The sequence below is a fragment of the Paenibacillus sp. ALJ109b genome, assembly GCF_010747435.1.
GTDB lineage: Bacteria > Bacillota > Bacilli > Paenibacillales > Paenibacillaceae > Paenibacillus > Paenibacillus taichungensis.
Genome location: NZ_JAAIFP010000024.1, coordinates 53,188 through 79,428, shown reverse-complemented (window position 1 = coordinate 79,428; position 26,241 = coordinate 53,188). Strand labels below are relative to the sequence as shown.

Genomic DNA, 26,241 nt, shown 5'->3' with positions numbered 1-26,241 from the left:
TTGCATGCAAAAGAAGAGCCGGGCAATGATGCCCCGCTCTTCAAAAATTGGATAATGATGTTATAGCTGTCTACAGCTTGTAAATCTCCGCATATTTCTCTTCCAGATAATCGGCCAAATAGTCCGGATTCAGCTCTTCACCCGTTACGGCCACGATCAGTTCAGAAGGTGTACGGCTTTTGCCGTGACGATAAATTTTGCCAGTCAGCCATTCCTTGATGGGAATCAGGTTACCTTCGGCAATATGGGCATCGAAATCCGGCATTTCTTTGCGCAGTGTATGTAGAATCTGTGCAGCATACATATTGCCGAGTGAGTATGATGCAAAGTAACCAAAGTCACCACCCGACCAGTGAACGTCCTGAAGCACACCCACACCATCATTTGGTGGCACAACGCCAAGATATTCCTTGTATTTTGCATTCCAGGTCTCCGGCAGGTCCTTGACTTCCAGACCTTCGTTAAACAGCATTTTCTCAATTTCATAACGAATGATGATGTGCAGATTGTACGTCAGCTCATCAGCTTCAATCCGAATCAGAGAGCTTTCAACCCGGTTAATCGCCCGGTAAAAGTCTTCCAGCTCAACCTCGTTTAATTGAGGGAAGTGCTGTTGCAAATCTTTATAATAACGCGTCCAGAATGGAAGACTGCGGCCAATCATATTTTCCCAAAGGCGCGACTGGGATTCGTGGATACCCATAGACGTTCCTTCGGCAAGAAGAGTACCAGCCAGGCTATCATCAATATTTTGCTCATACAGGGCGTGTCCGCCTTCGTGGAGTGAACTGAAGACTGCACTCGTCACATCATCCTGCAAATAATTCGTCGTGATCCGCACATCACCTGGATTCAGGCCCGTTGCGAACGGATGAACACTCTCATCAAGTCTTCCTGCTTCAAAGTCATAACCCATTTGTTCCAGAATGAACAGACTGAACTTCTCCTGTTGATCCTTGTCAAACAGCTGGTTTAAGAACTCTGTGTTTGGCTTGTTCGCCGAAGCATTGATCTTCTCTTGCAGCGGAACTAAGCGGGCTTTGAGACGGGCAAATACCGCATCCACCTTTTCTACAGTAAGTTCCGGCTCATACATGTCCAGAAGGGTATCATAACGAGTATCTTTCACACCCCAGTAGTCAATGAACTCTTGTTTGAGCTTCACAATATCGGTGAGGTAGGGCGAAAAACCTGCAAAATCGCTATTATGCTTGGCATCTTCCCAAGCCGTTTCTGATCTGGCGGTAAGTACGGTATACGCTTGTACTTTTTCTGGTGGTACGGACTGACTGCGATTATATTCTTTCTGGCAATCTTCCACCTGACGACGGTCGATATCTTCCAGCTGTTCCAGCACGGCTGGATTTGTTAATGTATCCAGGTAGGATTTCATCTCAGCTGAGGTTTGCAGTTTGAATGCTTCGGTTGACAGCATTCCAAGTGTTTCCGAACGTGTCGGGACACCTTTTTTGGGCGCACCTGTACGCAGATCCCAGTGAAGCAAACCAATGGCTTCATGATAACTCTTGATTTTGCGAGCCAGATTACGGAAGGATTCCAGCTGTTGCTGTGTGTGTTGTTCCATTGTTAACGTTCACCTCTTCAAAAAAATGTTGGTTTCCCTATTGATGATACTTTTTGCAATGCGTATAATCAACTTTTAACAGATGCAAATTGCATTATTCCTCCAAATCGAGGAATAATGCAATTTGCTGACCGTGGTATAATAAAAAACCAAAGGGCGTAGGACAAGCTGCATTTGATGCAAGTGGCCGTGCTCATCGTATTGGATAACAGGAGGCAATAGACATGAACAACATTCAAGAGATTCTGGCTTACAACAAATCATTTGTCGAGACTAAAGAATACGAAAAGTATACGGCAGGCAAGTTTCCAACCAAAAAGATGGTCATCATCACTTGTATGGACACTCGTCTGGTGGAAATGCTGCCCAAGGCCATGAACCTGAAGAACGGCGATGTTAAAATCATCAAAAACGCTGGCGCAATCATTTCTCAACCTTTCGGGTCTGTTATGCGTAGTGTTCTCGTCGCCATCTATGAGCTTGGTGCCGACGAAGTACTGGTTGTTGGACACACGGAATGCGGTATGGCTTCCCTACACGCAGAGACCATGATTGGACATATGGTTGAACGGGGTGTATCTGAGGAAGTCATGAGCACACTGGAGAACTCCGGCATACGTTTACAAAAGTGGCTACGCGGGTTTGACAGCGTTGAAGAAGGGGTAAAACATACTGTGGAAGTGATCAAGAAACATCCATTACTTCCACCTACTGTGCCCGTTCACGGCATGGTCATCGACTCCTACACAGGTGAACTTGATCTTGTCGCAGATGGGTATGGGCAATAGACATCTCTCTAAATGGTTTTGGGTGCGGACCTCAGGGTCCGCACTCTTTTTTTGTCTAAATTGAGGCAGTTGTTCTGTCAGGTTGTCAAACCATACAGTTTCAGTGTACACTTTTATGAAAGCGGTCAAAGAAAGCAATTTACATTGTTTTTGCTGGCCCAGCCCTAATATTAAGGAGACATGTGCATGAACATACTTTCCTACGGATTGCTCGGGCTTCTTACCCGCGAGGAGTCATCAGGTTATGATCTAATGCTGAAGATCCAGCCGCATTGGCAGGCTAAACACAGTCAGATCTATCCGCTCCTCTCCAAAATGGAAAACGATGAGCTTTTAGCCTCCCGCTGGGTGCAACAGTCTGACAAACCGGACAAAAAAATGTATGCAGTCACGGAAAAAGGTATTGAAAAACTGCTGGGATGGATGATCACTCCCGTTACCGCTCCGGTTACGCGTGACGAGTTCAATCTGCGTATTTTATGTGTCGGCATTGCGGAAGATGGAAGCATGAGACGCATTCTGAATGAGCGCAAAAACTGGTTTTTGGAACGCATCCGTTATTTCGAGGATTTGAAGTCCCGTATCCCTCAGGATAATTTGCGAGTAGGCAGTCGGGAATTCGGAAGTTACATTCTGGTACAAAAAGGGTTAATGAACGCACAAACGGGCATCGAATGGTGTAACTGGGTAACCCAATTACTCGATGGTCAGGCGGCAATTCAGGACCCTTGTCCAAGTATTTCAGAAAAATAAACAAAATTTGAAACGTTCCTGTAAGTTGACCGTATTACTTGAGTAAGGCCCATTTTTGGGCGAATCAAACAAATTAATCGGGGGGTAACGATCTTTACAATGAAGAAAAAATTCGGAATTAAACATCTCATGATGGTTTTCATGGCCTTTACATTGTTGTTTGCAACAGTCGGAGTCGCGAATCCGGATTCTGCTGATGCTAGACGTGGTGGCGGTTTCAAGTCGGGAACAAAAAGCTATACTAACACACCTAAGAAATCCGATTCCAACAGCAATGTAAGCAAATCAAATACGAATAATAACTCCAGCAATGGAGCAGCTACAACGAACCGTGGCGGATTCTTCGGCGGTGGCGGTGGATTTATGAAAGGCATGATGCTGGGCGGTCTTGCTGGTATGATGTTCGGCGGATTGTTCGGTGGAATGGGCGCTCTGGGTAACATTCTTGGATTGCTCGTAAACGTAGCTGCAATCATGCTGATCGTGATGCTCGCGATGGCCCTGTTCAGAGCCATTACGAATCGCCGTAAACCAGCAGCAGATGGTCGTTATGACCGCAAAAATGATCGTGATGATGATGACCGTAACAGAAACGGACGGTACTAATCTCTATGGTTCTAAGCATGGATGAAATTGTCAACGCGATCTGTATTCACATGGCTGAACGCAAGGGTGTTCGCCCAACCGATGTCAATGTGGAACTGAGCTGGGAAGAAGATACGGGATATTCCGCTGAAGTCTGGATTCAAGGCCGCAGTCAGTACCTGGTCGAATCCAACATGATCGAAGCCATCCTGCGCTACCTACACAGTGAATACAACATTCGGGCTTACCGTGAGAATGTAAGACTCGATCTGGATGAAGAGATCACAGCGATTGTGAATCAATAAATGAATAACAAATAAGCCATTTGCGGATGGCATGTAAAAAGGACCATCTCCATGATGTCAATGACATGATTGGGGGCGGTCCTTTTTTTTGGCGTTGCTGGGGAAGATAAAGCCTTCGCTACTACCTTCCCAAGCTTCATACTGCAATCCTGTGGTTACTTCAATTTTACCAGACTGTAGTTTTTCTTGCCTTTGCGGATAATGATGAATTTACCACCGATTGCGTGCTCTGCAGAGACCGTGAATTCCAGTTCCGTCACTTTCTCACCATTCATGGAGATAGCCCCTTTGGTGACATCCTCACGCGCCTGACGTTTGGATGGTTCCAGGCCAAGATCCACGAGCCAGTCTACAATATTTTTTGCTTCACCATCGGTTTCGAAGGTCGGCATTTCTTTGAAGCCCTGCTCGATTTCGTCTGCTGTAAGGGAACGAATGTCTCCGCTGAAGAGTGCTGCTGTAATGCGTTTCGCCTGCTCCAGCATATCGTCGCCGTGAACAAATTTCGTCATTTCTTCAGCGAGTGCCTTTTGTGCTTCACGCTTGTGCGGCTCCGTTTCTACCTTTTCAGCCAAAGCTTCAATCTCCTCTTTGCTGAGGAACGTGAAGTATTTCAGGTATTTGATCACATCACGGTCATCCGTGTTCGCCCAGAACTGGTAGAATTCGAATGGAGTTGTTTTATTCGCATCCAGCCAGATGGACCCGCCTGCGGATTTACCGAATTTCGTTCCGTCAGATTTAAGCATAAGTGGGATTGTCAGACCGTAAGCTTTTGCTTCTGGGCCTTCTTTTTTACGGATCAGGTCCAGACCGCTAGTAATATTGCCCCATTGATCGGAACCGCCGATTTGCAGCTGTACATCCTCATGTTGGAACAGGTGCAGATAATCGAGCGATTGGAGAATCTGGTACGAAAACTCGGTAAATGAAATTCCGTCTTCCAGTCTGCTCGCAACTACATCTTTAGCCAGCATTGTGTTGAGGTTAAAGTTTTTACCGTAGTCACGCAAAAATTCAATCACATTGATTTTGTGTGTCCAGTCGTAGTTGTTGACCATACGTACCTGATTGTCGCCATCCGTTACAAAAAGTTTTTTCATTTGTGCAGTCAGAGCATCGACATTGGCCTGTACCTCTTCCAACGTTTGCAGGGAACGTTCCGATTGACGGCCACTTGGATCACCAATCGTTCCTGTAGCCCCACCAATCAGAATGACTGGACGGTGCCCAGCGAGTTGGAAACGTTTCAGCATCATGAATGGGATCAAATGTCCGATATGCATGCTGTCTCCTGTAGGGTCAACCCCGCAGTACAATGAAACCGACGTCGTCTCGGTCAGCTCACGCAGACCCTCCGCATCCGTCTGTTGATTAATGGCGTCACGCCATTCCAGTTCATCAATAATATTCAAAACAAACAACCCCTTCTCTATGCAATGGTATTAGGCCATGATCTACGTTAAACGTGAATTCACAAGGAGCTAAGCCGGGTGAGCCTTTTTTGGACACAAAAAAATCGCCGCCTTGTCTTCAATAGACATAGGGACGATTATCATAACCGTGGTACCACCCAACTTGCACAGACAACAACTCACACGCTGTCCATACCGCTTTCAGCAAAATATCGTTTGCCATTCCGCTTGGCATTACCCAAGTACTCCAGAGTGTAATTCGCAGCCCTTGTATGTATCAGGTTCCATTAACCCCTGACTTTCTGTAACAGGGACAAAGCCGCTACTGCGCTCTATCAACGTAATTCATGTATTCAATTTATAGCCAGTATAGCCGAACGTTAATATCATTGCAAGGCCAAGTATTTAATCTTTATATAGAGCAACAGATGAGTGCCTACTCCAAAGTTTATAAAGACATCATGTTCAACTTCTTGTGATAATATGCATATGCCTTCTCTGCAATCTGATCTTCATTATTCCAAAATTGCTGATCAAGCGTATCCAGCTGGTGTTCCTCCTCTGATGTTAGAAACTTAGGAATATCCCACAGTCCAGTAAGTCTTTCATCCTCTTCCAATTGCTCAATGCAGCCGTATGCTGACTTTATGATGTCCAACACTTGAGTCGCACCAATCGTATGTAATGCCCGCAACGCATAAAGGTACGCCTCTTCTCCCCAGTTGCAGAAAAATTGAACAAAACCACCGTTAAAGACGTCCACCTCTAGCAGCCATAAAGCAGCAATTTCCTGTTCATTCGTTGTTAACGCAGCCCAGCCCTCAGCGGATTCATTCTTTTTCCCCACAAAGGTTAACGCATATTCATACCACACATCATTAATATCCTGTTCACTCATGTCAATCACCTCTCTTTTCTAGGTTCCAGCCTCTCCAGATCTTGCCGTTTACCCGTCTGATGCCAATACAAGTAAGGATCTCCAAGCTGTTGGAAAGCCTTCTCAACACTTTGGGTCAATTCTTGCGTCACTGCGTTTGTGTAATTCAAGTGTGTCTGTTTATTATCCACACCATATCGTTTCAGCAATTCCACATGCGCTACCGTAAAAATGATATCCTCCAGCAGCCAGTAGATTACTTCTTCCGTCTGTTTCATTCTTTTTTCCAACATGACCATGCCACGCTCGTATATACGAACTATATATGCATCATTTTCACTCTCTACATATGGAACACCATCCCCTTTAAAGCTCTCAAACAACCGGTTAACATAGTTCTCTATCTGCTGCCTGCGGAAGGATGTCCGCTCAAGCAACAAAAAAAGAGTTTTTGCAATCTCTGGTTTGCTTAGTATGTTGGACATAAAATCTCCTTTTGACATGATAATGAAAAAGCTGCCAATGGCAGCCTCTTCATAACAAGTTTTCAATCAGGTTCCACAGAAAGTCCGGTAGGAGGTATCGCACTGCGTAGGCAGTTCCGCGTACTCAGCCTGTTCGGTAGAATGTTCAAACGGGTTGGAAAGAACAGCTAGAAGTTTCTCCATCACACTAAGATCTCCGTGATTCTCTGCTCGGTCCAGTGCTTCTTCCACCCGATGATTACGAGGAATCACCGCCGGGTTGTTAGATTTCATCAATTGCTGCGATTCTTCTTTCCCTTCCTGCTGTCTGCCTAATCTTGCCTGGCGACGCTCATTCCATTCTGCAAACTCTGAAGTGTCGAACAAGGGAGCTCCGTTGAGCGTATCAAAGGTTAGTGCGAGAAACGTATTCGTGTAATCTGCACTATGCTTCTCCATCAATTCAAGAAGATCTCTGATTAGCACTTCATCCTCAGCCTCTTCATTAAACAAGCCCAGTTTGCTCCGCATTCCCGAGAGCCAGTGGTGATGATACAATTCAGAGAATTGTGCAATGGCATCCTGAGCAATTTGTACAGCCTGTTCTTCGTCCTCATGCAGCAGTGGCAGAAGCGTTTCGGCAAACCGAGCCAGATTCCAGCCGCCAATATACGGTTGATTTCCATATGCATACCGACCTTGCGTATCAATGGAGCTAAATACCGTCGCTGGATTGTAGGCATCCATAAACGCACACGGCCCATAATCGATGGTTTCACCACTGATGGCCATATTATCTGTATTCATTACGCCATGAATAAAACCAACCTGTTGCCACTTAGCGATAAGTGAAGCCTGTCGACGAATGACTTCCTGAAGTAACTGGAGATAGCGATTATCGGCTTCGGCAATATCGGGAAAATGCCGTTTCAGTGTATAGTCAGCCAATGCTCTGAGCTCATCAATCGATCCCCATCTGGCTGCATATTGGAAGGTTGCTACACGTAAATGACTTGAAGCCACTCGAGTCAGGATTGCACCAGGTCGCTCTGTTTCGCGTGTAATGTTTTCTCCAGTAGATACAACCGCCAGACTTCGCGTTGTTGGAATACCCAGTGCATACATCGCTTCACTAATAATATATTCACGCAGCATTGGCCCAACAGCAGCACGTCCATCGCCTCCGCGAGAATATGGGGTTCTTCCCGAACCCTTCAGCTGGATATCCACTCGCTCGCCTTGTGGCGTGATCTGTTCTCCCAGCAGCAAAGCCCGTCCATCACCAAGCATGTTAAAATTGCCGAACTGATGACCTGCATAGGCCTGAGCCAGAGGCTCGGCACCTTCCGGAATCAGGTTTCCTGCAAACACTTCCGCTCCTTCATCACTGTTGAGAGCCTCAACATTCAGTCCCAGGCTGGCTGCAAGCAATGTATTGAAGATGATCAACTTCGGTGATTGAACAGGTACCGCACCCTGATTTGTAAAAAGGGTCTGTGGCAAACGTCCATAACTATTGTCGAAGTGCCAGCCTTTTTTCAGCGTTTCTTGTTGCATGGTGATCACAACTCCTTTTCTGTAACCAAGCGATATCAGGATATCTCTTCGTTTTATTTTAGCCTTGTGAACCAATGCTCATTTATGTAGTCGCATGGAAATTCAACGGAAAGAACATGTAGCATGTTCATGATGAAACTTTAGCATATTTATATCCCTTTTGCATTCATCCTGCTGTAACTTTCATACCCGGGGCACCGTTTAAGTTTCAAGGGGGGATCAGATTGAGAAAATATATCTATGTGATTGGCTGTATGACGCTTTTGTTTATGTGCCTTACCGGGTGTTTAGCGGACAACATACAATCAAAGGGAAATCAGGTTATCATTCAACAACCGGTTGAGAACTCCAATCAATACACTCTGTATAGAAAAATTACCGATGCAGCACAGGTGCATGCCATTAGGAGCATCACCCGCTCCATTCGATCAAACCACATTATAGCGGATATGGTGCGGCCTCCGGATTATAAATTCTTTTTCGAGAAAAAGAACACAACTTCCTCAGATAAAAGTGTCATCTATAATCTGTGGATCAGTCCCCATCAGGATCAGGTTGAAATCATCATTGAAAGCAAGCCTACTTATGTTCAATTAACTAAGGAGAAATCTGCCAAACTTTTCGAACTTATCACAGGTGAAAAGCTTCCAGGGTATGTTGAATAAAAATATCCGATTTTACTCTACAGACTCTGCAATTTACCTAACATAAAGACCCAAGAGGTTCATTGGCGAGGGGAGTCATTCCGATCATTCCACCTCAACCAATACATCTTGGGTCTGTTCCATTTATTCAGATCGCATACCTGTTAACAAGACAATCTTACGTATGTGCTTCTTGAGCCTGTATGGGCTGTACAGGCAGACTCTCTTTTTTAAATCCGAGGTTAAAGAAGATATTGAGCAGAATGGCGCATAGACTGCCTGTGATAATACCATCCCCAACAATAATGCGGATACTTTGAGGCAGCTGGGCAAACAGATCCGGTACTGCTGTGACGCCAAGACCGAGCGAAACCGAACAAGCAACGATTAACAGATTGGATTGCTTGCTGAAATCCACATGTTGCAGCATTTTAATCCCAGATGAGACCACCATGCCGAACAGAACCACCGTTGCCCCGCCGAGTACCGCGCTGGGGATAATCGTTGCGAATGCCGCAACTTTGGGGATGAGTCCGAGAAAAACCAGAATACCTCCGGCTGCAACAACCACATTGGTCGTTTTCACTTTGGAGAGCTGAACCAAACCGACATTTTGGGCAAATGTGTTATACGGAAAAGCATTGAAGATTCCACCAAGCACAAACGCAAGACCCTCTGCGCGGTATCCTCGTGCGAGATCCTTTTCGTTAATCGGTTGATCACAGATTTTGCTCAAGGCCATAAACACACCTGTAGACTCGATAATGACAACCGTGCCGACAATAATCATGGTAATGATCGGACCAATTTCGAATGTAGGCCATCCAAAGTAAAAGGGCTGGGGCAAATGGAACCAGGAGGCTTCCTGTACAGAGCTGAAATTCACTTTCCCCATGAGGGCAGCGACGAGGGTACCAACAATAATACCGAGGAGAACTGCGAGGGATTTGACAAAGCCGCGAGCATATCGATTCAGCACCAGAATGAAGAGCAGTACCCCGAATGAGAGAGCCAGATTGTCCAGACTTCCGAAATTCTCGCTGTTTGCTCCGCCTGCCATGTTCTTGATGCCTGTTGGAATCAACGCCAGACCAATAATGGTTACGACTGTTCCAATCACGACGGGAGGAAACAGTTTGACGATTTTACTAAAGAAGACAGCACATATAACGATGAATATGCCAGCTGCTATAATGGAACCGTAAATGGCCGGAATTCCATATTGTGATCCAATTGCAATCATAGGAGTCACAGCAACAAATGAGCTTCCTAGAACTGCTGGCAAGCCTATCCCCAAATACTTCCCTTTACGTGCTTGAAGCCATGTCGCGATACCACAGGTTAACAGGTCAATCGATACCAGGTATGCCAATTGTTCTGCAGTCAGGTTTAAAGCCCTTCCCACAAGCAGTGGAACCAAAATGGCCCCGGCATACATCGCCAATACGTGCTGAATTCCCAGTGAAAAAATCCTCATTCTCTTGGTTTCTCTCATTCCTACCTGCCCCCTGTAATTTAGAATCACTTTACCGCTGCAAAAATCATGTTATGTTGATTCACATTATATAAACAATTGCGGGAAGTTCCATGATTCATGTTGCGGAATTGTTACAAAATATAAATAGATTCAGTCTTTTTATGCGTATTATACAAAATTAACACATAACCCGATCTATTATATGTAAGTTAATCTAACAACAAAAGTTGAATAACATTACTCTCCATACTTCTTCGCTAAGGATAATTACACGTCACGATTTAGTAGTAAAGATTTCCTTTAGATCAATCTCTTGATCTCTGTTATGATGATTAACGGCAAATTTGAGAAATTCGGGAGGAACTTCCTAGATGAGACAAAAGTTTAAAGGTATCACCCTATTTTACTTAACCATGCTTTTAGTGTTACTAGCCTGTCCTTGGAATAAGGCCGCTGCTGCCGATTCCTACAAATCGTTGGACTTATACTATCCAACAGACATTGACGATCACTGGGCATACGATACCCTTGACAACTTCGTTAATGCTGATTTACTAAACGGGTATCCCCTAAGTACTGGCGAAGTGGCTCTCAAGCCCAATCATCCCATTACCCGTGCAGAATTTGTTTCTATTCTTGTACAGGCGGCAGGGCTACATAGCACTGCTCAAGGGAAAGCCTTTAATGATGTGAACGCAGGCAAATGGTATGCCGATGCGGTCCGGATCGCTAGTTCACTTGGCGTAGTTGGAGGCATATCCAGTACTGAATTTGGTCCAGATCTCCCTATCACCCGCGGAGATATTGCCGTTATGGTTGTACGGACTTTCTCCAGCTCCATCCAATTTGAAGGCTCTGCCAAAACCTTTAAGGATGTCCCCAACTATTACGCAGCCTCGGCCATTGCAAAAGCAAGCCAAACAGGGATCGTTTCGGGTATGACGACCACCACGTTTCAACCGTTTGCGAAAGCCACTCGCGCCCAATCGGTTGTCATGCTAGAGCGGGCTTTACGTTTGGAACAAACCCAGCTCCCTGATACAACTGAACTGATTACTCTGGCTTCCAACGCAACCGAACAGGAGATTACGGCGATGTCTGAACACAGCTACGATCAAGTGTCTGATATCTATGCTACATATTACACCGGTTATCAGCTCTCCTTTAATCTCACTTCACTTGAAGATCTGACATCCGCTCTGGATGAGCAAACCCAGATGGATATTGAATGGATCTCCAAACCTGTTTTCTCCATTGTGGAGCGCTCCAATCAATATGCCGTATTGGAAGCGAATGGCGGCAAAATTAAAACGAGCATCAAAGCAGGTAAGGACCTAAACGAAGAAACCATTTCATTAGACGGGTTGTATAGGCTCAAGAAAATGGATGATAACACCTGGAAAATCTACGCGGTTTTACCTTATGAGGGATAACATCAGAAACACTGATAAATAACAAAAAGCACTGAACCGGGTTCAGTGCTTTTTGTTATTTCAATAAACCATTAAACAGCTATTTCAGGCAACCAGTGATTCCAAGCCCCTCATCTTGAGGGGATCGGATAATCGACCACAATCACATTCTCCACCCATTCATTCAGGGAAGTTACAAATGCCTGATGAGCAGGATGTGGACCATAAGCACGCAGCGCTTCCTGATCTTCAAACGTCACTCTCAGGCCAAGGGTGAAGCCCTGAATATGATCGGTCTCCTCGGTTACATTAATGCCTGCGGTGAGATCCACAATTCCAGGAATCTGTTCCTGTAACGCGAGCAATTGAGCTACCAATTCCTGCTGTTTAACCGAAGTGATTTTATCGTTCAATTTGAATACAACCAAGTGTTCATACATTATCTGCTCCTCCTCATTCCTTTAACGAGTTATTTAGCTTTTTAATACTCTGTTCTGAACATGATTTAGCAGCTTTTGAAGCCAGATCTTATCACTCTGAATCGAGTGGTAAGCGTGATCTCGCATCAACAACAGTGCATCTTTCAGATCCTCCTGAAGATCAATCTCCTGAGGTGTATGAGAATCAATGTATTCCAGCCTCTTATTCATTTTCTCAATAATATCCTCAATCAGATAAGCGATCTTCTGATTATCCACCTTATCCAAATGGACCAACGCAGCGTATAAGGACTGTACGTTCGTAAACTTCTGGAACACCTTATATATGCTCTGCTCGAGTGACTGACGTCCTTTTTCGGTGATTCCATATGTCGTTTTGTCCGGTCGATTTTCAGTCTGGATCGTTTCTACCTTCTCGATCAGGCCCTTCTTCAGCAACACTTCAAAATTATAATAAATGGTGCCTTCTGTAATCTTGGCATCCGTTTGATCCAGATGTTTCCCAATTCGTTTCTTAATATCATAGGGATAATAATTCCCCTCACTTAGTGCACCGAGTATAAATATTTGAATCGACATTGTGACTGCCCCCATTCTGCTCTTCCAAGGGTACAGCTTCTTCCTGATCGCCTACCCTCATAACTTCTATTTTATATCAAAACGGGCTGTTGTACAGGCTCCTGTGTTGTATCCGTCTGTTTGGCTTTTTTGAAATGATGAATGGCTGTATTGATCACAAAGGCTCCCAAGCCCACCAATGCCAGGCCAACCGCATATTCTACCGTCTTCCCTCCGCCGAAGAGAATATTATAATCCAGATGCGTTGAATAAAACATCGGTGTGATGTGACTCACGAATTTGAAATATCCTGGCATCATCTCCGGCGACATGGACGTCCCGTTTGCAATAGATTGGCTGAGTACAAATACCATATTGATCAGCATTCCGCCTTGACCGAGAAGCATGATAAAGATGCTGGTGAACTCAATTGACACAAACAGCTGTAAACTGTGTACCATCCACATTTTCAAGAACACTTCCACGCCATACCCCTGCACCATAAAATAAATGCCAATCCCCACGAGTGGAGCAATGATGGAAACAATCAGGTTCGTACCTCGCATTGCAAAGAATGCTCTCCATTTCCCCATCTGCCCTTGCAGTTGCTTCATTCCGCCAATGCTTTGCATCGCATAGATCATGGCTCCAACATAGAGCGCCATGGTGATGAACATCGGTGCCATCTGATTCTGCATGCCTGCTGGCTGCGGGTTGCTCAGAACAATGTCCGATGACACTTTGCCCATAGTGGACTCCACAATCTGTTTCGATTGCTCTGCAGGAACCTGCATACTGCTCAGCACACCCTCGAAGCTCTGTGCCTGAACTTGTGCACCCATCTGCGCGGTGATTTCAGCTGCAACATTTTTCATGGAGCTCGTGATTGTTGTTGGGTTCGATTCATTAATCAGGTACTGTAACTGAGCTTTACCATCCTGTTCAGACAGTTTCTCCGTAAAATCACCCGGTATACGTATGATCATATGAATATCCCGGTCTTCCAGCCCCGTCTTCGCCTGTTCTAATGATTCGTTGGTAACTACTTTAAATGGCAATTGTTCTTGCAACTTTTGTACAAATTCAGTACCTGATTGCTGGTCTTCGTTGACAATGGCAACCGTAAGATTCGTTACATTTTTGGGGATTGCACTATACCCCGACATAAAAACGGTCAACATTACAATTTGATAAAAAACGATCATGAATATGCCTGCCTTGACTCCGCCGTGCTTCAGTATGTTCTTCACTCTCTACTCCACCTTGTTGTTTTAATTTAAACTACTTGAATTAAAGTACTCTTGTTTGTTATATTTGTCAATGAGACCAACCAAGGAGGCGAAACGAATGACGAAGAGCTCTATTATTTCTCTGTCAGAAATTACGAATTTCCAATCGAAAGAAGAAGAATTCAGTCCCTACCGTTGGTATCGCAGCATGTTGAATCAGGAACCCGTCATCTACAATGAAGAGACCGATTCCTGGCATGTATTCAGGTATGATCTTGTCAAAACCGTGCTTAATGATCACGAGCATTTCTCCAGTGTGAGAAAAAGATCAATTGTTAATGTGGGATATTCAAGCGAAGAAGAAGGTGCGGACAGCGAGCATCATATGCCGGACAAGCTGGATATTCACAATGTAGACCCGCCGGAACATCGCAAGCGGAGATCATTGCTGGCAAGTGCATTTACACCCAGAAGTCTCAAGCTCTGGGAACCGAGAATAGAGGCAGTGGCCGAAGAGCTGATCAGAGAATTTGAAGGTCAATCGGAAGTGGACATTATTGAAGCTTATACGAGCATGTTTCCTGTCATTATCATGTCTGACCTGCTCGGCATCCCTTCCAAAGATCGTCATTTGTTTAAAGATTGGGTGGACACCATGTTTATGCCTACTACCGATGCCACTTTTGATCAAATTAACGAAATGAAAAAGATTGCCGGGGAAGAATATTTCAAATACTTGTATCCCTTCGTTGTGTCCAAAAGATCCAATCTGGGAGAAGATATCATATCAGACCTGATCCAGGTTGAGCTCGATGGCGAGCACTTTACGGATGAAGAGATTGTGCGAACCACCATGTTTATTCTGGGCGCCGGCATAGAAACTACAAGCAACTTGCTGGCCAACTCGTTCTATGCCCTTCTATATGACCAACCGGAATTGTATGCCGAACTCAGGGATAATCATGAGCTTGTCCCAGCCGCGGTAGAGGAAATGCTGAGATACAGGTTTCACATCAGCAAAATGGACCGCATGGTCAAAGAGGATAACGATTTGCTCGGAGTTAAACTGAAAAAGGGAGACGCTATCGTAGCGTGGATGAGTGCAGCCAATATGGATGAGAATATGTTCGAAGATCCGTTCACCTTGAATATTCATCGTTCAAACAATAATAAACAGCTTGCGTTTGGTTTTGGCACTCACTTCTGTCTGGGGGCTCCTCTGGCCCGTCTAGAGGCCAAAATTGTACTGACCGCATTTCTAAAAACGTTCACCAGCATTGAACCCGTGCAAGGATTCAATCTGGAGGAAAACCTGATCCCTTCTGCGGCTGGACAATCTTTAACAAGTCTTCCGCTGAAGCTGTATACGTAAATTCATCTGACGTAAATTCATTTATGAATTGATAATCTTTACTATATTACCTATGGGTAAACTCAAAACAAAAAGAGCAGATCTCATCTGCTCTTTCTCTCTACCGTTATCTTTATAAATAACCTCTATCCTTCCATTCTACCGTTCGTTAATTCAGCAACCCTGTTCCATTCATCATAAACGGCACTACTCGTTCGGCCAGCTCAGCCGGGGATTCCTGCCTCTCCTCCAAATTCCAACGATACGTCACCCCATAGATAGACCAGCTCAGCATCGTTGCCAAATACGCCAATGTTTTGGGTGGCTCCGCACCTTCTGTTTGACTCATGGCAAGCTCCAGAACAAGCTTTTCTAACTGAGCCTTAATGTTTTCCTCAAAGATTGGCGCTACAGACTCATATTTCTTGATACATTGGTTGCTTGAATCATGATAATTACATAACGAGATCACCAGTTGCTTCAGGGTCTCTTCTGTCAAATGTGCCTCTACATCAATCTGTTTGAGCACATATTCTTGGAAAGCATAGGACAAAACGGATTCAAGCAGTTCATATTTGTCTGCAAAATGAGCATAAAATGTGGCCCGGTTAATGGTCGCCTTTTGCGTAATATCCTGAACCGTGATAGCTGAGAAATCCTTTTTATTCAAATGATAAAAAAATGCATCCTGAATTAATTGACGGGTTCGGATCACCCGTGGATCATTGGGATTTGGAGAAAACTCACCTGACATATACAAAGTACCCCTTTTAATCGATCTTGAAATCAAACTTCTCAATGCTTCTATTATAGATATCTACTGTTAGGTCAACAAGTAATCCAGGGTTAAACCAACATTATTATGGTCGCTTTGCTTAAGCAACACATTGGTTAAATCATCGGTTGATACAGCCTTTCTCCATTGATAATATTGCACTCGTACCCTGCTTGGAGGTGCACTATTATGGAGGTGTTTTACAATGAGTAATCATCAGAAGCAACAAGTTCAATTGACGGAAAATCTGTTTCAACCTTATACAATTCATAATTTAACATTGCAGTCTCGTATCGTTATGCCCGCTATGGGTCGGGCTTTCTCACCAGATGGTGTACCGGGCTCCGATGTAGCAGCTTATTATCGCAGACGTGCGGAAAATGGCGTCGGACTTATTATTACCGAAGGTGTAACTATTGACCATCCGGCGGCAACCAGCGAACCACGCGTGCCCCGTTTTCATGGTGAAGAAGCATTAAACGGCTGGGCAGAAGTCGTCAAACAAGTCCATGAAGCCGGGGGCAAGATTTTTCCTCAGCTTTGGCATATGGGTATGGCTCGTCCAGTGGGATCACAGCCTTATCCGGAAGCTCCGTCCATTGGGCCGTCGGGTATTGATCTTGAGGGAAAATTGACTGGTGCACCTATGACCGAGGAGGAAATCGCAAACATCATTCAAGCTTTTGTGGACGCAGCAGTTCATGCCAAACGGCTTGGATTTGACGGCATTGAAATTCAAGGAGCACATGGTTACCTGGTTGACCAATTCTTCTGGGACAGAACAAATACACGGACAGACCGCTATGGCGGCGATCTTTTCAAGCGTACGCAATTCGCTACCGAACTTATTCAAGCCATTCGTGCTGCCGTGGGTCCCGATTACCCGATTTCCATTCGTTTGTCGCAGTGGAAAATGAGTGATTATTACGTTAAACCGCTGGACACACCGGATAAGCTGGAGCTATTCCTGAAAGTGCTGGTAGAGGCCGGCGTCGATATATTCCACTGCTCAACACGACGTTTCTGGGAGCCGGAATATGATGGTTCGGAACTTGGATTTGCCGGCTGGGTGAAAAAACTGACAGACAAACCAACGATAGCCGTGGGCTCTGTCGGTCTGGATGATGAATTTACCAGTCTCTATACAGAAGGTAAAGGTGCAGGACACAAGGATTTGGATGATCTTCTTCATCGGTTGGAACAGGAGGAATTTGATCTAGTTGCCGTTGGACGTGCACTTCTCGCGGATCCGGCATGGGCTGTGAAAATCCGTGATGGCCGCGTGAATGAAATTCAGGCCTTTTCGCCTGAAGCGCTTGTTACGTTGCTATAAGATTAATTTAGGACCGAATTCATATGGTTATCCGTTGAATGAGATATAATTGAACCAAAATACTCGTCATCCATTTAGTTAGGGACAGCGGGTATTTTGGTTTTTTACATGTTTGAACAACACTGGCGAGCAATATCATTCAAGAACATTCCTTCTTTTCATATTATAATGACATTTAACATACCAGAAAGAAGGTGCAGCAGGTGACTCGTGAAGTGCGAACCGTCGTGTTCGATACCGATCTACAACTCGAAGCCTATCAATTCGAAGGCATTATGCAGAAATTCCCCAATCATTTTCATGACTATTACGTCATTGGATTTATTGAGCAAGGCAAGCGACATCTTGTATGTAATAACGAAGAATATATCCTGAACACTGGAGACATGATTATTTTTAATCCTCATGATCCCCATGCCTGCGAACAGGTGGACGGCAGAACCCTGGATTATCGCTGCATCAACATTCAACCTGAGGTCATGCGCCAATATGTACAGGAAATTACCGGACAAGATTACTTGCCACGGTTTACTTCCTCTGTACTCTATCAGAGCGAACATGTTACTTCTTTGCATGAGCTGCATCAGATGATTTTGGAAGAGCAAGCTGACTTTCACAAAGAAGAGCTGCTGCTCTTTCTGTTGGAACAGCTGATGAGAGAATATTCGGATGCCGAACCGCCCGTTTCCGCTCAGGACGTCACCATCGAGATCAGACGCATATGCGAGTACATAGAGACTCATTATATGGAGAGCATTACGCTGAACCAATTGGTCGAGTTAACAGGACTGAGCAAATACCATCTGTTGCGTTTATTTACTCGTCAAAAAGGGATATCTCCCTACCGCTACCTAGAAACGATTCGCATCAATCAGGCCAAACGGCTATTAGAACAAGGCCAGCTTCCGATTGAGGTCGCCGCGCAGACCGGTTTCAGTGACCAGAGTCACTTTACGAATTTTTTCAAAAAGCTAATTGGCTTGACGCCCAAGCAATATAGACGCATCTTCAACCATGAAGTGGATTCAAAGCGTATAGCGGATGATCAGTCATGACAAGTCAGAACAAAATCTCCACTGGACATCTGCTGGCCTTACTTACGATCCTGATCTGGGGAACAACGTTTATCTCCACCAAGGTGCTGTTGATCGAATTCACCCCGGTGGAGATTCTGTTTTTCCGTTTCGTGATAGGCTATGTGGTGCTCTTCCTGATCTATCCGCGGTTGATGAGAATTACCTCACTTCGAGAAGAAATGCTGTTTATCGGTGCTGGATTATGCGGGGTTACGTTATATTTTCTCATTGAAAATATTGCACTAGTGTATACCTTCGCTTCCAATGTAGGTGTTATTGTTTCAATTGCCCCATTCTTTACCGCAGTCCTTGCACATTTCTTTCTGGACGGAGAGAGATTGCACCAGCGGTTTATCGTGGGCTTCGCCATTGCCTTGACTGGCATTATCCTGATTGGATTCAATGGCAGTTTCATTCTGCAACTGAATCCGCTGGGGGATCTGCTCGCTTTCGTGGCACCTGCTGTATGGGCGGTCTACTCTGTACTCATGCGCAAAATAGGTGAACTTCCCTATCACACTATCGGTGCTACACGCAAAGTATTCTTTTATGGACTATTATTCATGCTTCCGGCTTTGTTCCTATTCGAATTCCATTTCGATCTTGGGCGCTTCGCCAACATGGCCAACCTCTCAAACCTTCTCTTTCTCGGGCTGGGTGCCTCTGCCTTATGTTTTGTAACCTGGAACCGGGCAGTGAGTCTTCTGGGAGCCGTCAAAACAAGTGTGTACATTTATTTGGTGCCTGTCATTACTGTCGTCGCTTCTGCACTGATTCTACATGAGCGGATTACCTGGATAACGCTGCTCGGAGCTCTGTTAGCGTTGGTCGGATCATTCATCTCAGAGAAAAAAGTACAAAGAAAAGACTACGATAGTACGTTGCCGAAACTTCAATAGTGCATGTTTCGTCTACCATAACTCAAAAAAGAGGCATTAATCCTGACGGATTAGTGCCTCTCTTCATTTTGCCAAGGACATTGCTTCGATGCCTTTCTCTAATTCAACATGGATAGAAGTTTCTCCAACTCCTGTTTCTCCAGATGTCTCCATTGTCCACGTTCCAGTCCATCCAGCGTAACATTCATAATTCGGATGCGCTCCAGCTTGAGCACTCTGTAACCCAGGGCTTTACACATTCTGCGAATTTGCAGATTAAGCCCCTGAGTCAAAATGATATGAAATACGTTCTCACTATGCTTATATACCTCACACGGCTTCGTCACCACATTCATAATCTCAACACCTTGCGACATCTCCCGTACGAATTCGTCTGTCACTGGTTTGTCTACGGTTACTACGTATTCCTTGTCGTGGTTATGCTCCGAACGCATCATCTTGTTCACAATATCTCCGTCGTTCGTTAGAAAAATCAAACCCTCGGACGCCTTATCCAGCCTGCCAATCGCAAAGATACGCGAGGGATAATTCACATACTGAATGATGTTTCCCTCCACCTGCTCTGCTGCGGTGCAGACAATGCCGATGGGTTTATTCAGAGCAAGGTAAACAGGCTCGCGATCATTGAAAGGAATCTCCTGGCCATCAATGAGCACGATATCCACGGGCTCCACGTCCGCACCTTTTTCACACACTTTACCATTAATCGTGATGCGCCCAGCTGCAATTAATCGGTTCGTTTCCCTGCGGGAGCAGTATCCCGTTTCACTTATGTATTTGTTAATTCGCATGCTCCACCACTTCTCATCCGTAATATTGCCACTTGTTCATTAGCGAGCTTATGTTGTCAGTTCATCGGCTTCGTTCAATAGGTTAGTACCTTGTACTGATTTTCATCCCACATCATCTCACTTATAATGAAACGAAGCAAATGAATTGTTATACGGAGGTACTTAGGAAATCCAAATTAAACTGAGGAAAGGAGTTAACCATGGACAAAAAGTGTATGAGAGTGCTTAAAAAGTTATATTTACACGCCAATGGTGATTATGACAGAGCACGAGAAGTAATGATCTATCAAACGGATACACTAACTGCAGCAGAACAGGAGCTACTGACTGCACAAGGCTGGGTGGCTAATGATCTGGAGCTGATCCACCATGATGATATCCTTCAACAACTAATTGCTTTCCAGCAGAATGAACGTCTTTCCTGGTCGACGATAACCCAAGCATTTATTGCAGGTGTGGGGGGCAGTTATCCACGAGGCATATCTACGCTCGCAAGCTACCATATGATGATTCACTCGCAGATGCATGCTTATGAGGAGACCGAACAGTTCCTTGCTTGCCGAGTTTGCGGTTTCAGTCATAGCGATGAGGGCTGGAAGAATCTATCCAATATCCGTTACGCCCTTCATCAGGGTTATGATTACAGTGGGTCAAGCGTAGGTGCATACGCCGATCTGACAGAATTCATCAACTTACTTGAGAAGGAACCTATTAAACCGACTCCCGAGGATATCACCATATTCAATCAACTGCTTTATATGCTGGATCAGGCTGACGACGAAGAGTCTCCGGGAAAATTTGAGAAACGACTCACTGCGGAGAAATTGGTCAAAGGACACGCCGGGATTCGTCGAAGTATTCTTCAAGCGCTGTCCAGGGTAGGTGTACTGCCCAATCAGGTTCTCTCCCTCAGTACAGACCATTGGACCAACAACGAGCATATCCTGAATGGGGAGTTGCTGCTTAACAATACCAAAGGCCGCTCTGATATGGAGATGCCTTGGGCGGGCTGGCAAGGTAAACTTGGCGTCGATTGGGACAAAGCACGCAAGCTGTTTGGACAAGCGATTCAAGTCAAAGACTGAACGGTCAGCCTGTCATATTTAATAATTATTGTTTGTATAACAGCTTAATCCAGATACAAAGAGGAGTTTACCATGTACAAAGTTAACCAACTTTCAATTGACCCTGATCATCCGAACCAAAATACTGGTATATGGATTGGCGGAGAAATCGCATATGTTACAGATTGGCCGCTTAATCAGGAGAGTCAGCCCTTGTTGCATCTGTTCTCCATTGATTGCAATACACTTTTACAACAGCTGCATGTCCCTTCGTTGCCCCCTGGGAAGTATATTTCGGTCTTCTCCACCTACTCCGCTTCGGATTACTTTTTGGATCAGGTAACCTATACGGGGGATGAGCTGGAATGGAAGGAGAATATTCTCGCTGGATGTACATATGTATCCGTATCTTCAGAGCCACTAACTTCCGTATGTCCCATTCAATCCATTCCTTTATGCGGAGTAGTATTGACGGAAATAGAGATAGAGAAACAGGATTTCCCTGCCTTTTCATTTTTCTCTTCCATGCTACCAAACGGTATGAACGGAATTAGCCATTTGTTAGAGGATTATCAATTCGTTTGTCAGATTTATTCCGGGGATTTCCCTGATCCCTATCAGGATATACTGGGACTTTCCGATGCTAATGGATATTTGTTATTACGAAATGGCCCTGCGTCTGCTCAAGCACCATTGGATGGAATTTTCTTTGTGCAGACTGCTTAGTGGGGATGATAACTTAAGTTTATTCATAAGGATCTGATCATCAAAAAGTTTCCTGTCTATTATAGACAAGGAAACTTTTTTTTGGTTCGACACGAAATCGTTTTAGGTTGAACATTGTGTGAGAAAGATCATTCATTCGCCAAAAGTTAACATTATTTTACAATAAAAAGCATGTACAATTGCATAATTATGGTATAAGTTATATACGAAAGAAACATTATTTACATAATATAAAATTTATATCCATCTTAGGGAGGGCAACACATGAGAAGAATTTTCGCTTTAAGCTGCGGATTTTATCTATTAATCGGCATAACCAGCGTTGTACTTGGTGCACTTCTACCCGTCTTATTGACACATTATGAGCGTGGTTATAGTGATGGCGGATTTTTGTTGTTTTTGCAGTTCCTCGGTTTTCTTGTCGGGGTGCTCGTCGCTCCTTCCATGACTGCCCGCATCGGCAGAAAATCCATGTTAACCATCGCACTGATCTGTATTGTGGCCGCGTATGCCTTTCTCGGCTTCTTGCCATCCTGGACAGTTGTTCTTCTTCTAACCATTATTGTCGGGTTTGGGTCTGGCATCATTGAACCCTCCGTTGGTGCTTTTACGATAGAATTTACGGAAAATCAGAAAGCAGTAGCAATGTCCAAGCTTGATGTGTATTTTGCCCTTGGAGCACTTCTCATTCCGGCAGTCGCTGCCTTATACATTTGGCTGGATCTTTGGCATCTTACGTTTTATACCGTTTCCGCGTTATCCCTTATTCTCATGCTGTTATGGGTGACCATGCCCACCTCCGCCGCTTCTTATCTGAAACAAGCTGGTGAAAATACCGTTGGACATGCAACGGGCAGATCCCAGTATTCGAGAAAACATCTGGGGCTGCTCACAATCTTCGTCATCTTTTTCTTCGTTTACATGGGTCTGGAGTTAGGCCTAATGAACTTCTTACCTTCCATTCTGGTCGAACGATTGCAGTTACAGGAATCTGTTGCTTCACTCAGCGTATCCATTCTATGGATTGCCATGATTATCGGTCGTCTTTTTTCCGGGAAAATTGCTGAAGCCGTCAACTACATGCCTTTCCTGATCTGGAGTACGGTAGGTACACTTCTGTTCGCCGTTGCCATGGTGTTCGTAACAGGCCAATGGGCAACATACCTGCTAATCTTCGGAACCGGATTGTTCATGTCAGGACTGTTCTGTATCGCACTGGTCTATGCCAACATTTTGATTCCCGGCATGACTGAGCGTACAACCAGCATCCTGATTGCCTCAGGCGGTATCGGTGGCGCCATCCTGCAGTATGTAACCGGATGGAGCATGAGTTCATGGCCTGTAGTAAACACGATCTGGATTTTGGCCGGATTTTGTCTGATTCTACTCCTAACTCTCGTGCTCTCTCATCTCTGGAACGTAAGGAACAGCACCGTAAGTGGAACTCTCGCACATCAAAGTAAAGAGATTTAAACGTTGCTTCTTGAGAGGGGTGATGCCTGCGTAAACCGGAATTGTTGATCTTCGTTCAGGCTAGAACATTACATTTATGGAGGGAATCATATGCAAACCTTAACCAAAAACCGTTTCAGAACCGGACAAGGGATTAAGTTGATTGACGATGCAGGCGTTGAATATCTGGATGGCGTATCCGGTACATTCAATCTGTCACTGGGCTACAATCACCCGCATGTCGTGAGCAAAATTCAGGAACAAGTCGGCAATCTGACGCATATGTCTTCCTCCTTCACAGAACCGTATGTGGATGAAGTGCTCGATCATCTGATTGAATATGCTCCAAACGATATTAATGCGGGTTGGATGCGAGATATTACGGGCTCAACCGCCAATGAATGTGCCACCAAAATTGCACAGAAATACACGCAATCCACAGACATTATCAGCCTGTACCTATCCCATCATGGTCAGACCCAGTTTGCAACAGGGATTTCGGGAAATGCCTTCCGGCGGAAACGGTTTCCAAATTCGGCTGTTCCCAACTCCGTTCATGTGCCTGCACCATACTGCTATCGTTGCCCATTCAAATCTTCAAGCGGAGACTGCGGATATCAATGCGTTGAAGCTATCTCTGATGCCATAGAATATGCAAGCTCCGGCTCAGTCGCCTGCATGATTATTGAACCGATTCTCGGCAATGGCGGCAATATCATTCCTCCTGCAGGTTATTTCAAGCGCCTGCGTAAACTGTGTGATGAGTACAATATCATTCTCATTGCCGACGAAGTACAGACGGGAATCGGACGCACCGGGTACATGTTCGCCAGCGAACTATTCGATATTCAACCTGACATGATTACCCTTGCCAAAGGTCTCGGCGGAATCGGTGTACCTGTTGCTGCGGTATTGATGCAATCCCGATTGAATGTACTGGAAAAGCATGAACATTCCTTCACCTCTGGAAGCAATCTGATCTCCGTAACCGCTGCCAAATCTACCCTGGAGGTTGTATCCGAACCTGGATTCCTCGATGACGTGAAACGCAAAGGTGAAATTTTAGGCGGATTACTGCAAGATTTGGCCATGAAATATCCAAGCATCGGTGAAGCTCGCGGAGTCGGGCTGATGTGGGGATTGGAAATGGTGGGTGACAATAATGAACCGGATACGGATAAAACCAACGCTATTATCGATCGTGCCTTCACGGATGAGCATCTGATTTTAAGAGGATCACGTTACGGCTTCGGGAACGTAGTTAAGGTCAGACCATCGCTTACCACAACAGAAGATGAGTTGGTTGAAATTGTAGAGCGACTCGATTCCGTGCTTGCCAGCGTTCATTAAAACATCTCAAACCAATTGCTCGAAGTAGTCGTTCCGGTTACGAATCGTTCTTCCGATCGCTGTTATCCCCGGATCTTTTCGATTCCCCTTTTCCAAGGGAAAAATCCGTTGATAGCATATGCTTCCGAAGCAGCTTTCTTCCAGAAAGCTTTGAGGCGAACGCTCCGCTTCTCCAGAATCGATTTCGTCCCCTTCACTACTTTCGTATCTTGTCAGAAACTGTTTTTAAAATAAAATCGCTATAGTTACATTTCATATTATTATAAGGAGGTTTTCACATGTTAGCATTGGTATACAAATCGGCTTGGGATGTAGCGCTTGAGGAACGGCCTGTTCCAGAAATCACGAGAGATAATCAGGTGTTGGTTCGAATCCGGGCAACGGGTGTATGCGGTACCGACCTCGGTATTGTCAGCGGTAAATATCATGCGGTTCCTTCCGTCATACTTGGTCACGAGTCTGCCGGGGAAGTCATTGCTGTGGGCTCGGCTGTAACAACACTGCAACCGGGCGACCGAGTTGTCATCGATCCTACCTATTATTGCGGGCAATGCGACATGTGCAGAACAGGCAGACAAAATCACTGTACACATAAGTCGGTTACAGAGACCGGTGTGAGTGCTGATGGTACATTTACGGATTATTATGTAACTGAGGACCGCTTTTTGTATAAATTGAAGGACCATGTGAGCTATGAAGAAGCGACCTTGACTGAACCGCTAAGCTGCATGCTTACAGGCATTAATCAGATCCATCTGCTGCCGAATTTTAGAACAATTATCCTCGGTGCAGGCCCGATTGGCATTCTTTACAGCTATGCCCTCGCTTCCAAAGGAGTCACTGGCTGTCTCGTCGATATCTCGGAAGAACGCCTGGCTATTGCAGGTTCGATTGCACCGGACCGTTGGGATGTTCATTCATCCTTTGAAAATGCAATAGAATCACTGGCACCCACAACCAATCAGGTTGATATGATTGTGGATACGACAGGTGTCGTGGGTACACAAGTGCTTTCGCAACTCGCCAGCGGCGGTTATCTCATGCTGGTCGGTCTGAGAGATGGTAACACATCGTTCAATCCCAAGGAAGTTGTGGACCGCAGTCTGAAAATCATTGGCTCCATCGACTCCCTGGGAACATTCGCAACAGCACATTACATGATTGAGCAACAGATTATTCCGGCGAAAAAAATTATTACCCACTCGTTCCCGTTGGAGGATTACGAAGAGGCATTCCGCACGCTTGGCTGCGATATTCAGGGGCGTACACTTCAAGCTTCTTCACATGCCATCAAAGTGGTGCTGCAATCCAGCGGTTCCAGTATCTAATGTAGCA

General features: G+C 45.1%; 26 protein-coding genes and 1 other annotated feature. Of the genes, 15 read left to right on the top strand and 11 right to left on the bottom strand.

The annotated features are described in order from the left end of the window. Positions 1–70: 70 nt before the first annotated feature. Positions 71–1,585, bottom strand: coding sequence for a carboxypeptidase M32 (locus tag G3352_RS21900; protein ID WP_163759831.1), 1,515 nt, complete (start codon positions 1,583–1,585; stop codon positions 71–73). Between the two features lie 224 nt (positions 1,586–1,809). Between G3352_RS21900 and G3352_RS21895 the strand changes: the two genes are divergently transcribed. The 4 genes from G3352_RS21895 (at position 1,810) to G3352_RS21880 (ending at position 4,016) form a co-directional block, all read left to right on the top strand. Further along, positions 1,810–2,373: a beta-class carbonic anhydrase gene (locus G3352_RS21895; protein ID WP_063563089.1), complete on the top strand. Its 564-nt coding sequence runs from the start codon at positions 1,810–1,812 to the stop codon at positions 2,371–2,373. Positions 2,374–2,559: 186 nt separating this feature from the next. Further along, positions 2,560–3,126 (top strand): PadR family transcriptional regulator, encoded by a 567-nt coding sequence (locus G3352_RS21890; RefSeq protein WP_163759828.1) that lies wholly within the window; start codon positions 2,560–2,562, stop codon positions 3,124–3,126. Positions 3,127–3,225: 99 nt separating this feature from the next. Beyond that, a complete protein-coding gene (locus tag G3352_RS21885) occupies positions 3,226–3,732 on the top strand; it encodes a hypothetical protein (RefSeq protein ID WP_163759826.1) in 507 nt (168 codons plus the stop codon). A gap of 5 nt (positions 3,733–3,737) precedes the next feature. Then, the gene (locus G3352_RS21880; protein ID WP_017687903.1) at positions 3,738–4,016 is read left to right on the top strand and encodes a YxcD family protein; all 279 of its coding nucleotides are present in this window, start codon (positions 3,738–3,740) and stop codon (positions 4,014–4,016) included. Positions 4,017–4,171: 155 nt separating this feature from the next. Here G3352_RS21880 and tyrS read toward each other — a convergent pair whose 3' ends face one another. The 4 genes from tyrS to G3352_RS21860 form a co-directional block, all read right to left on the bottom strand. Next, positions 4,172–5,431, bottom strand: coding sequence for a tyrosine--tRNA ligase (tyrS, locus tag G3352_RS21875; protein ID WP_063563092.1), 1,260 nt, complete (start codon positions 5,429–5,431; stop codon positions 4,172–4,174). A gap of 126 nt (positions 5,432–5,557) precedes the next feature. Next, positions 5,558–5,779 (bottom strand) — a binding site (T-box leader). Positions 5,780–5,879: 100 nt separating this feature from the next. Continuing rightward, the gene (locus tag G3352_RS21870; RefSeq protein WP_163759823.1) at positions 5,880–6,329 is read right to left on the bottom strand and encodes a DMP19 family protein; all 450 of its coding nucleotides are present in this window, start codon (positions 6,327–6,329) and stop codon (positions 5,880–5,882) included. A gap of 5 nt (positions 6,330–6,334) precedes the next feature. Further along, positions 6,335–6,793, bottom strand: a complete 459-nt coding sequence (locus G3352_RS21865) for an Imm63 family immunity protein (RefSeq protein ID WP_163759820.1) — start codon at positions 6,791–6,793, stop codon at positions 6,335–6,337. Positions 6,794–6,859: 66 nt separating this feature from the next. Further along, complete coding sequence (locus G3352_RS21860) at positions 6,860–8,329, bottom strand: protein adenylyltransferase SelO (protein WP_163759817.1); 1,470 nt, start codon at positions 8,327–8,329, stop codon at positions 6,860–6,862. Positions 8,330–8,553: 224 nt separating this feature from the next. Between G3352_RS21860 and G3352_RS21855 the strand changes: the two genes are divergently transcribed. Beyond that, the gene (locus tag G3352_RS21855; RefSeq protein ID WP_163759814.1) at positions 8,554–8,994 is read left to right on the top strand and encodes a YhfM domain-containing protein; all 441 of its coding nucleotides are present in this window, start codon (positions 8,554–8,556) and stop codon (positions 8,992–8,994) included. Positions 8,995–9,151: 157 nt separating this feature from the next. On the opposite strand, the gene G3352_RS21850 is transcribed toward G3352_RS21855, so the two are convergent. Further along, entirely contained in the window at positions 9,152–10,468 is a 1,317-nt protein-coding gene (locus G3352_RS21850) for a nucleobase:cation symporter-2 family protein (protein WP_163759811.1), read from the bottom strand. 353 nt (positions 10,469–10,821) lie between these two features. On the opposite strand from G3352_RS21850, the gene G3352_RS21845 reads away from it, so the two are divergent. Further along, positions 10,822–11,883, top strand: a complete 1,062-nt coding sequence (locus tag G3352_RS21845) for an S-layer homology domain-containing protein (protein ID WP_163759808.1) — start codon at positions 10,822–10,824, stop codon at positions 11,881–11,883. Positions 11,884–11,993: 110 nt separating this feature from the next. Here the strand turns inward: G3352_RS21845 and G3352_RS21840 are convergent, their stop codons facing one another. From G3352_RS21840 to G3352_RS21830, 3 genes are all read right to left on the bottom strand, one after another. Then, positions 11,994–12,302 (bottom strand): Dabb family protein, encoded by a 309-nt coding sequence (locus tag G3352_RS21840; RefSeq protein WP_163759805.1) that lies wholly within the window; start codon positions 12,300–12,302, stop codon positions 11,994–11,996. A gap of 33 nt (positions 12,303–12,335) precedes the next feature. Then, positions 12,336–12,881 (bottom strand): PadR family transcriptional regulator, encoded by a 546-nt coding sequence (locus G3352_RS21835; RefSeq protein WP_163759803.1) that lies wholly within the window; start codon positions 12,879–12,881, stop codon positions 12,336–12,338. A 71-nt stretch (positions 12,882–12,952) separates the two neighbouring features. Beyond that, a complete protein-coding gene (locus tag G3352_RS21830; protein WP_163759800.1) occupies positions 12,953–14,110 on the bottom strand; it encodes an ABC transporter permease in 1,158 nt (385 codons plus the stop codon). A gap of 97 nt (positions 14,111–14,207) precedes the next feature. Between G3352_RS21830 and G3352_RS21825 the strand changes: the two genes are divergently transcribed. Further along, a complete protein-coding gene (locus G3352_RS21825) occupies positions 14,208–15,461 on the top strand; it encodes a cytochrome P450 (RefSeq protein WP_163759798.1) in 1,254 nt (417 codons plus the stop codon). Between the two features lie 148 nt (positions 15,462–15,609). Here the strand turns inward: G3352_RS21825 and G3352_RS21820 are convergent, their stop codons facing one another. Next, positions 15,610–16,194 carry a TetR/AcrR family transcriptional regulator gene (locus G3352_RS21820; RefSeq protein ID WP_163759795.1) on the bottom strand — a complete coding sequence of 195 codons (585 nt, stop codon included), beginning with the start codon at positions 16,192–16,194 and terminating at the stop codon, positions 15,610–15,612. A 226-nt stretch (positions 16,195–16,420) separates the two neighbouring features. On the opposite strand from G3352_RS21820, the gene G3352_RS21815 reads away from it, so the two are divergent. The 3 genes from G3352_RS21815 (at position 16,421) to G3352_RS21805 (ending at position 19,523) form a co-directional block, all read left to right on the top strand. Continuing rightward, positions 16,421–17,548, top strand: coding sequence for an NADH:flavin oxidoreductase (locus tag G3352_RS21815; protein ID WP_163759792.1), 1,128 nt, complete (start codon positions 16,421–16,423; stop codon positions 17,546–17,548). 203 nt (positions 17,549–17,751) lie between these two features. After that, a complete protein-coding gene (locus G3352_RS21810) occupies positions 17,752–18,603 on the top strand; it encodes an AraC family ligand binding domain-containing protein (protein WP_163759789.1) in 852 nt (283 codons plus the stop codon). Beyond that, positions 18,600–19,523: a DMT family transporter gene (locus G3352_RS21805; protein WP_163759786.1), complete on the top strand. Its 924-nt coding sequence runs from the start codon at positions 18,600–18,602 to the stop codon at positions 19,521–19,523. The genes G3352_RS21810 and G3352_RS21805 overlap by 4 nt, the downstream gene beginning before the upstream one ends. A gap of 98 nt (positions 19,524–19,621) precedes the next feature. On the opposite strand, the gene G3352_RS21800 is transcribed toward G3352_RS21805, so the two are convergent. Next, positions 19,622–20,314 carry a pseudouridine synthase gene (locus G3352_RS21800; protein WP_163759783.1) on the bottom strand — a complete coding sequence of 231 codons (693 nt, stop codon included), beginning with the start codon at positions 20,312–20,314 and terminating at the stop codon, positions 19,622–19,624. Positions 20,315–20,529: 215 nt separating this feature from the next. On the opposite strand from G3352_RS21800, the gene G3352_RS21795 reads away from it, so the two are divergent. The 5 genes from G3352_RS21795 to G3352_RS21775 all read left to right on the top strand — a co-directional run bounded on the left by G3352_RS21795 (position 20,530) and on the right by G3352_RS21775 (position 26,234). Next, positions 20,530–21,399: a hypothetical protein gene (locus G3352_RS21795; protein WP_240343180.1), complete on the top strand. Its 870-nt coding sequence runs from the start codon at positions 20,530–20,532 to the stop codon at positions 21,397–21,399. Positions 21,400–21,471: 72 nt separating this feature from the next. After that, entirely contained in the window at positions 21,472–22,104 is a 633-nt protein-coding gene (locus G3352_RS21790) for a DUF1963 domain-containing protein (protein WP_163759777.1), read from the top strand. A gap of 264 nt (positions 22,105–22,368) precedes the next feature. After that, the gene (locus tag G3352_RS21785; protein WP_163759774.1) at positions 22,369–23,577 is read left to right on the top strand and encodes an MFS transporter; all 1,209 of its coding nucleotides are present in this window, start codon (positions 22,369–22,371) and stop codon (positions 23,575–23,577) included. A 90-nt stretch (positions 23,578–23,667) separates the two neighbouring features. Further along, positions 23,668–24,906 (top strand): aspartate aminotransferase family protein, encoded by a 1,239-nt coding sequence (locus G3352_RS21780; RefSeq protein ID WP_163759771.1) that lies wholly within the window; start codon positions 23,668–23,670, stop codon positions 24,904–24,906. 278 nt (positions 24,907–25,184) lie between these two features. After that, entirely contained in the window at positions 25,185–26,234 is a 1,050-nt protein-coding gene (locus G3352_RS21775; RefSeq protein WP_163759769.1) for a zinc-dependent alcohol dehydrogenase, read from the top strand. Positions 26,235–26,241: the final 7 nt, after the last annotated feature.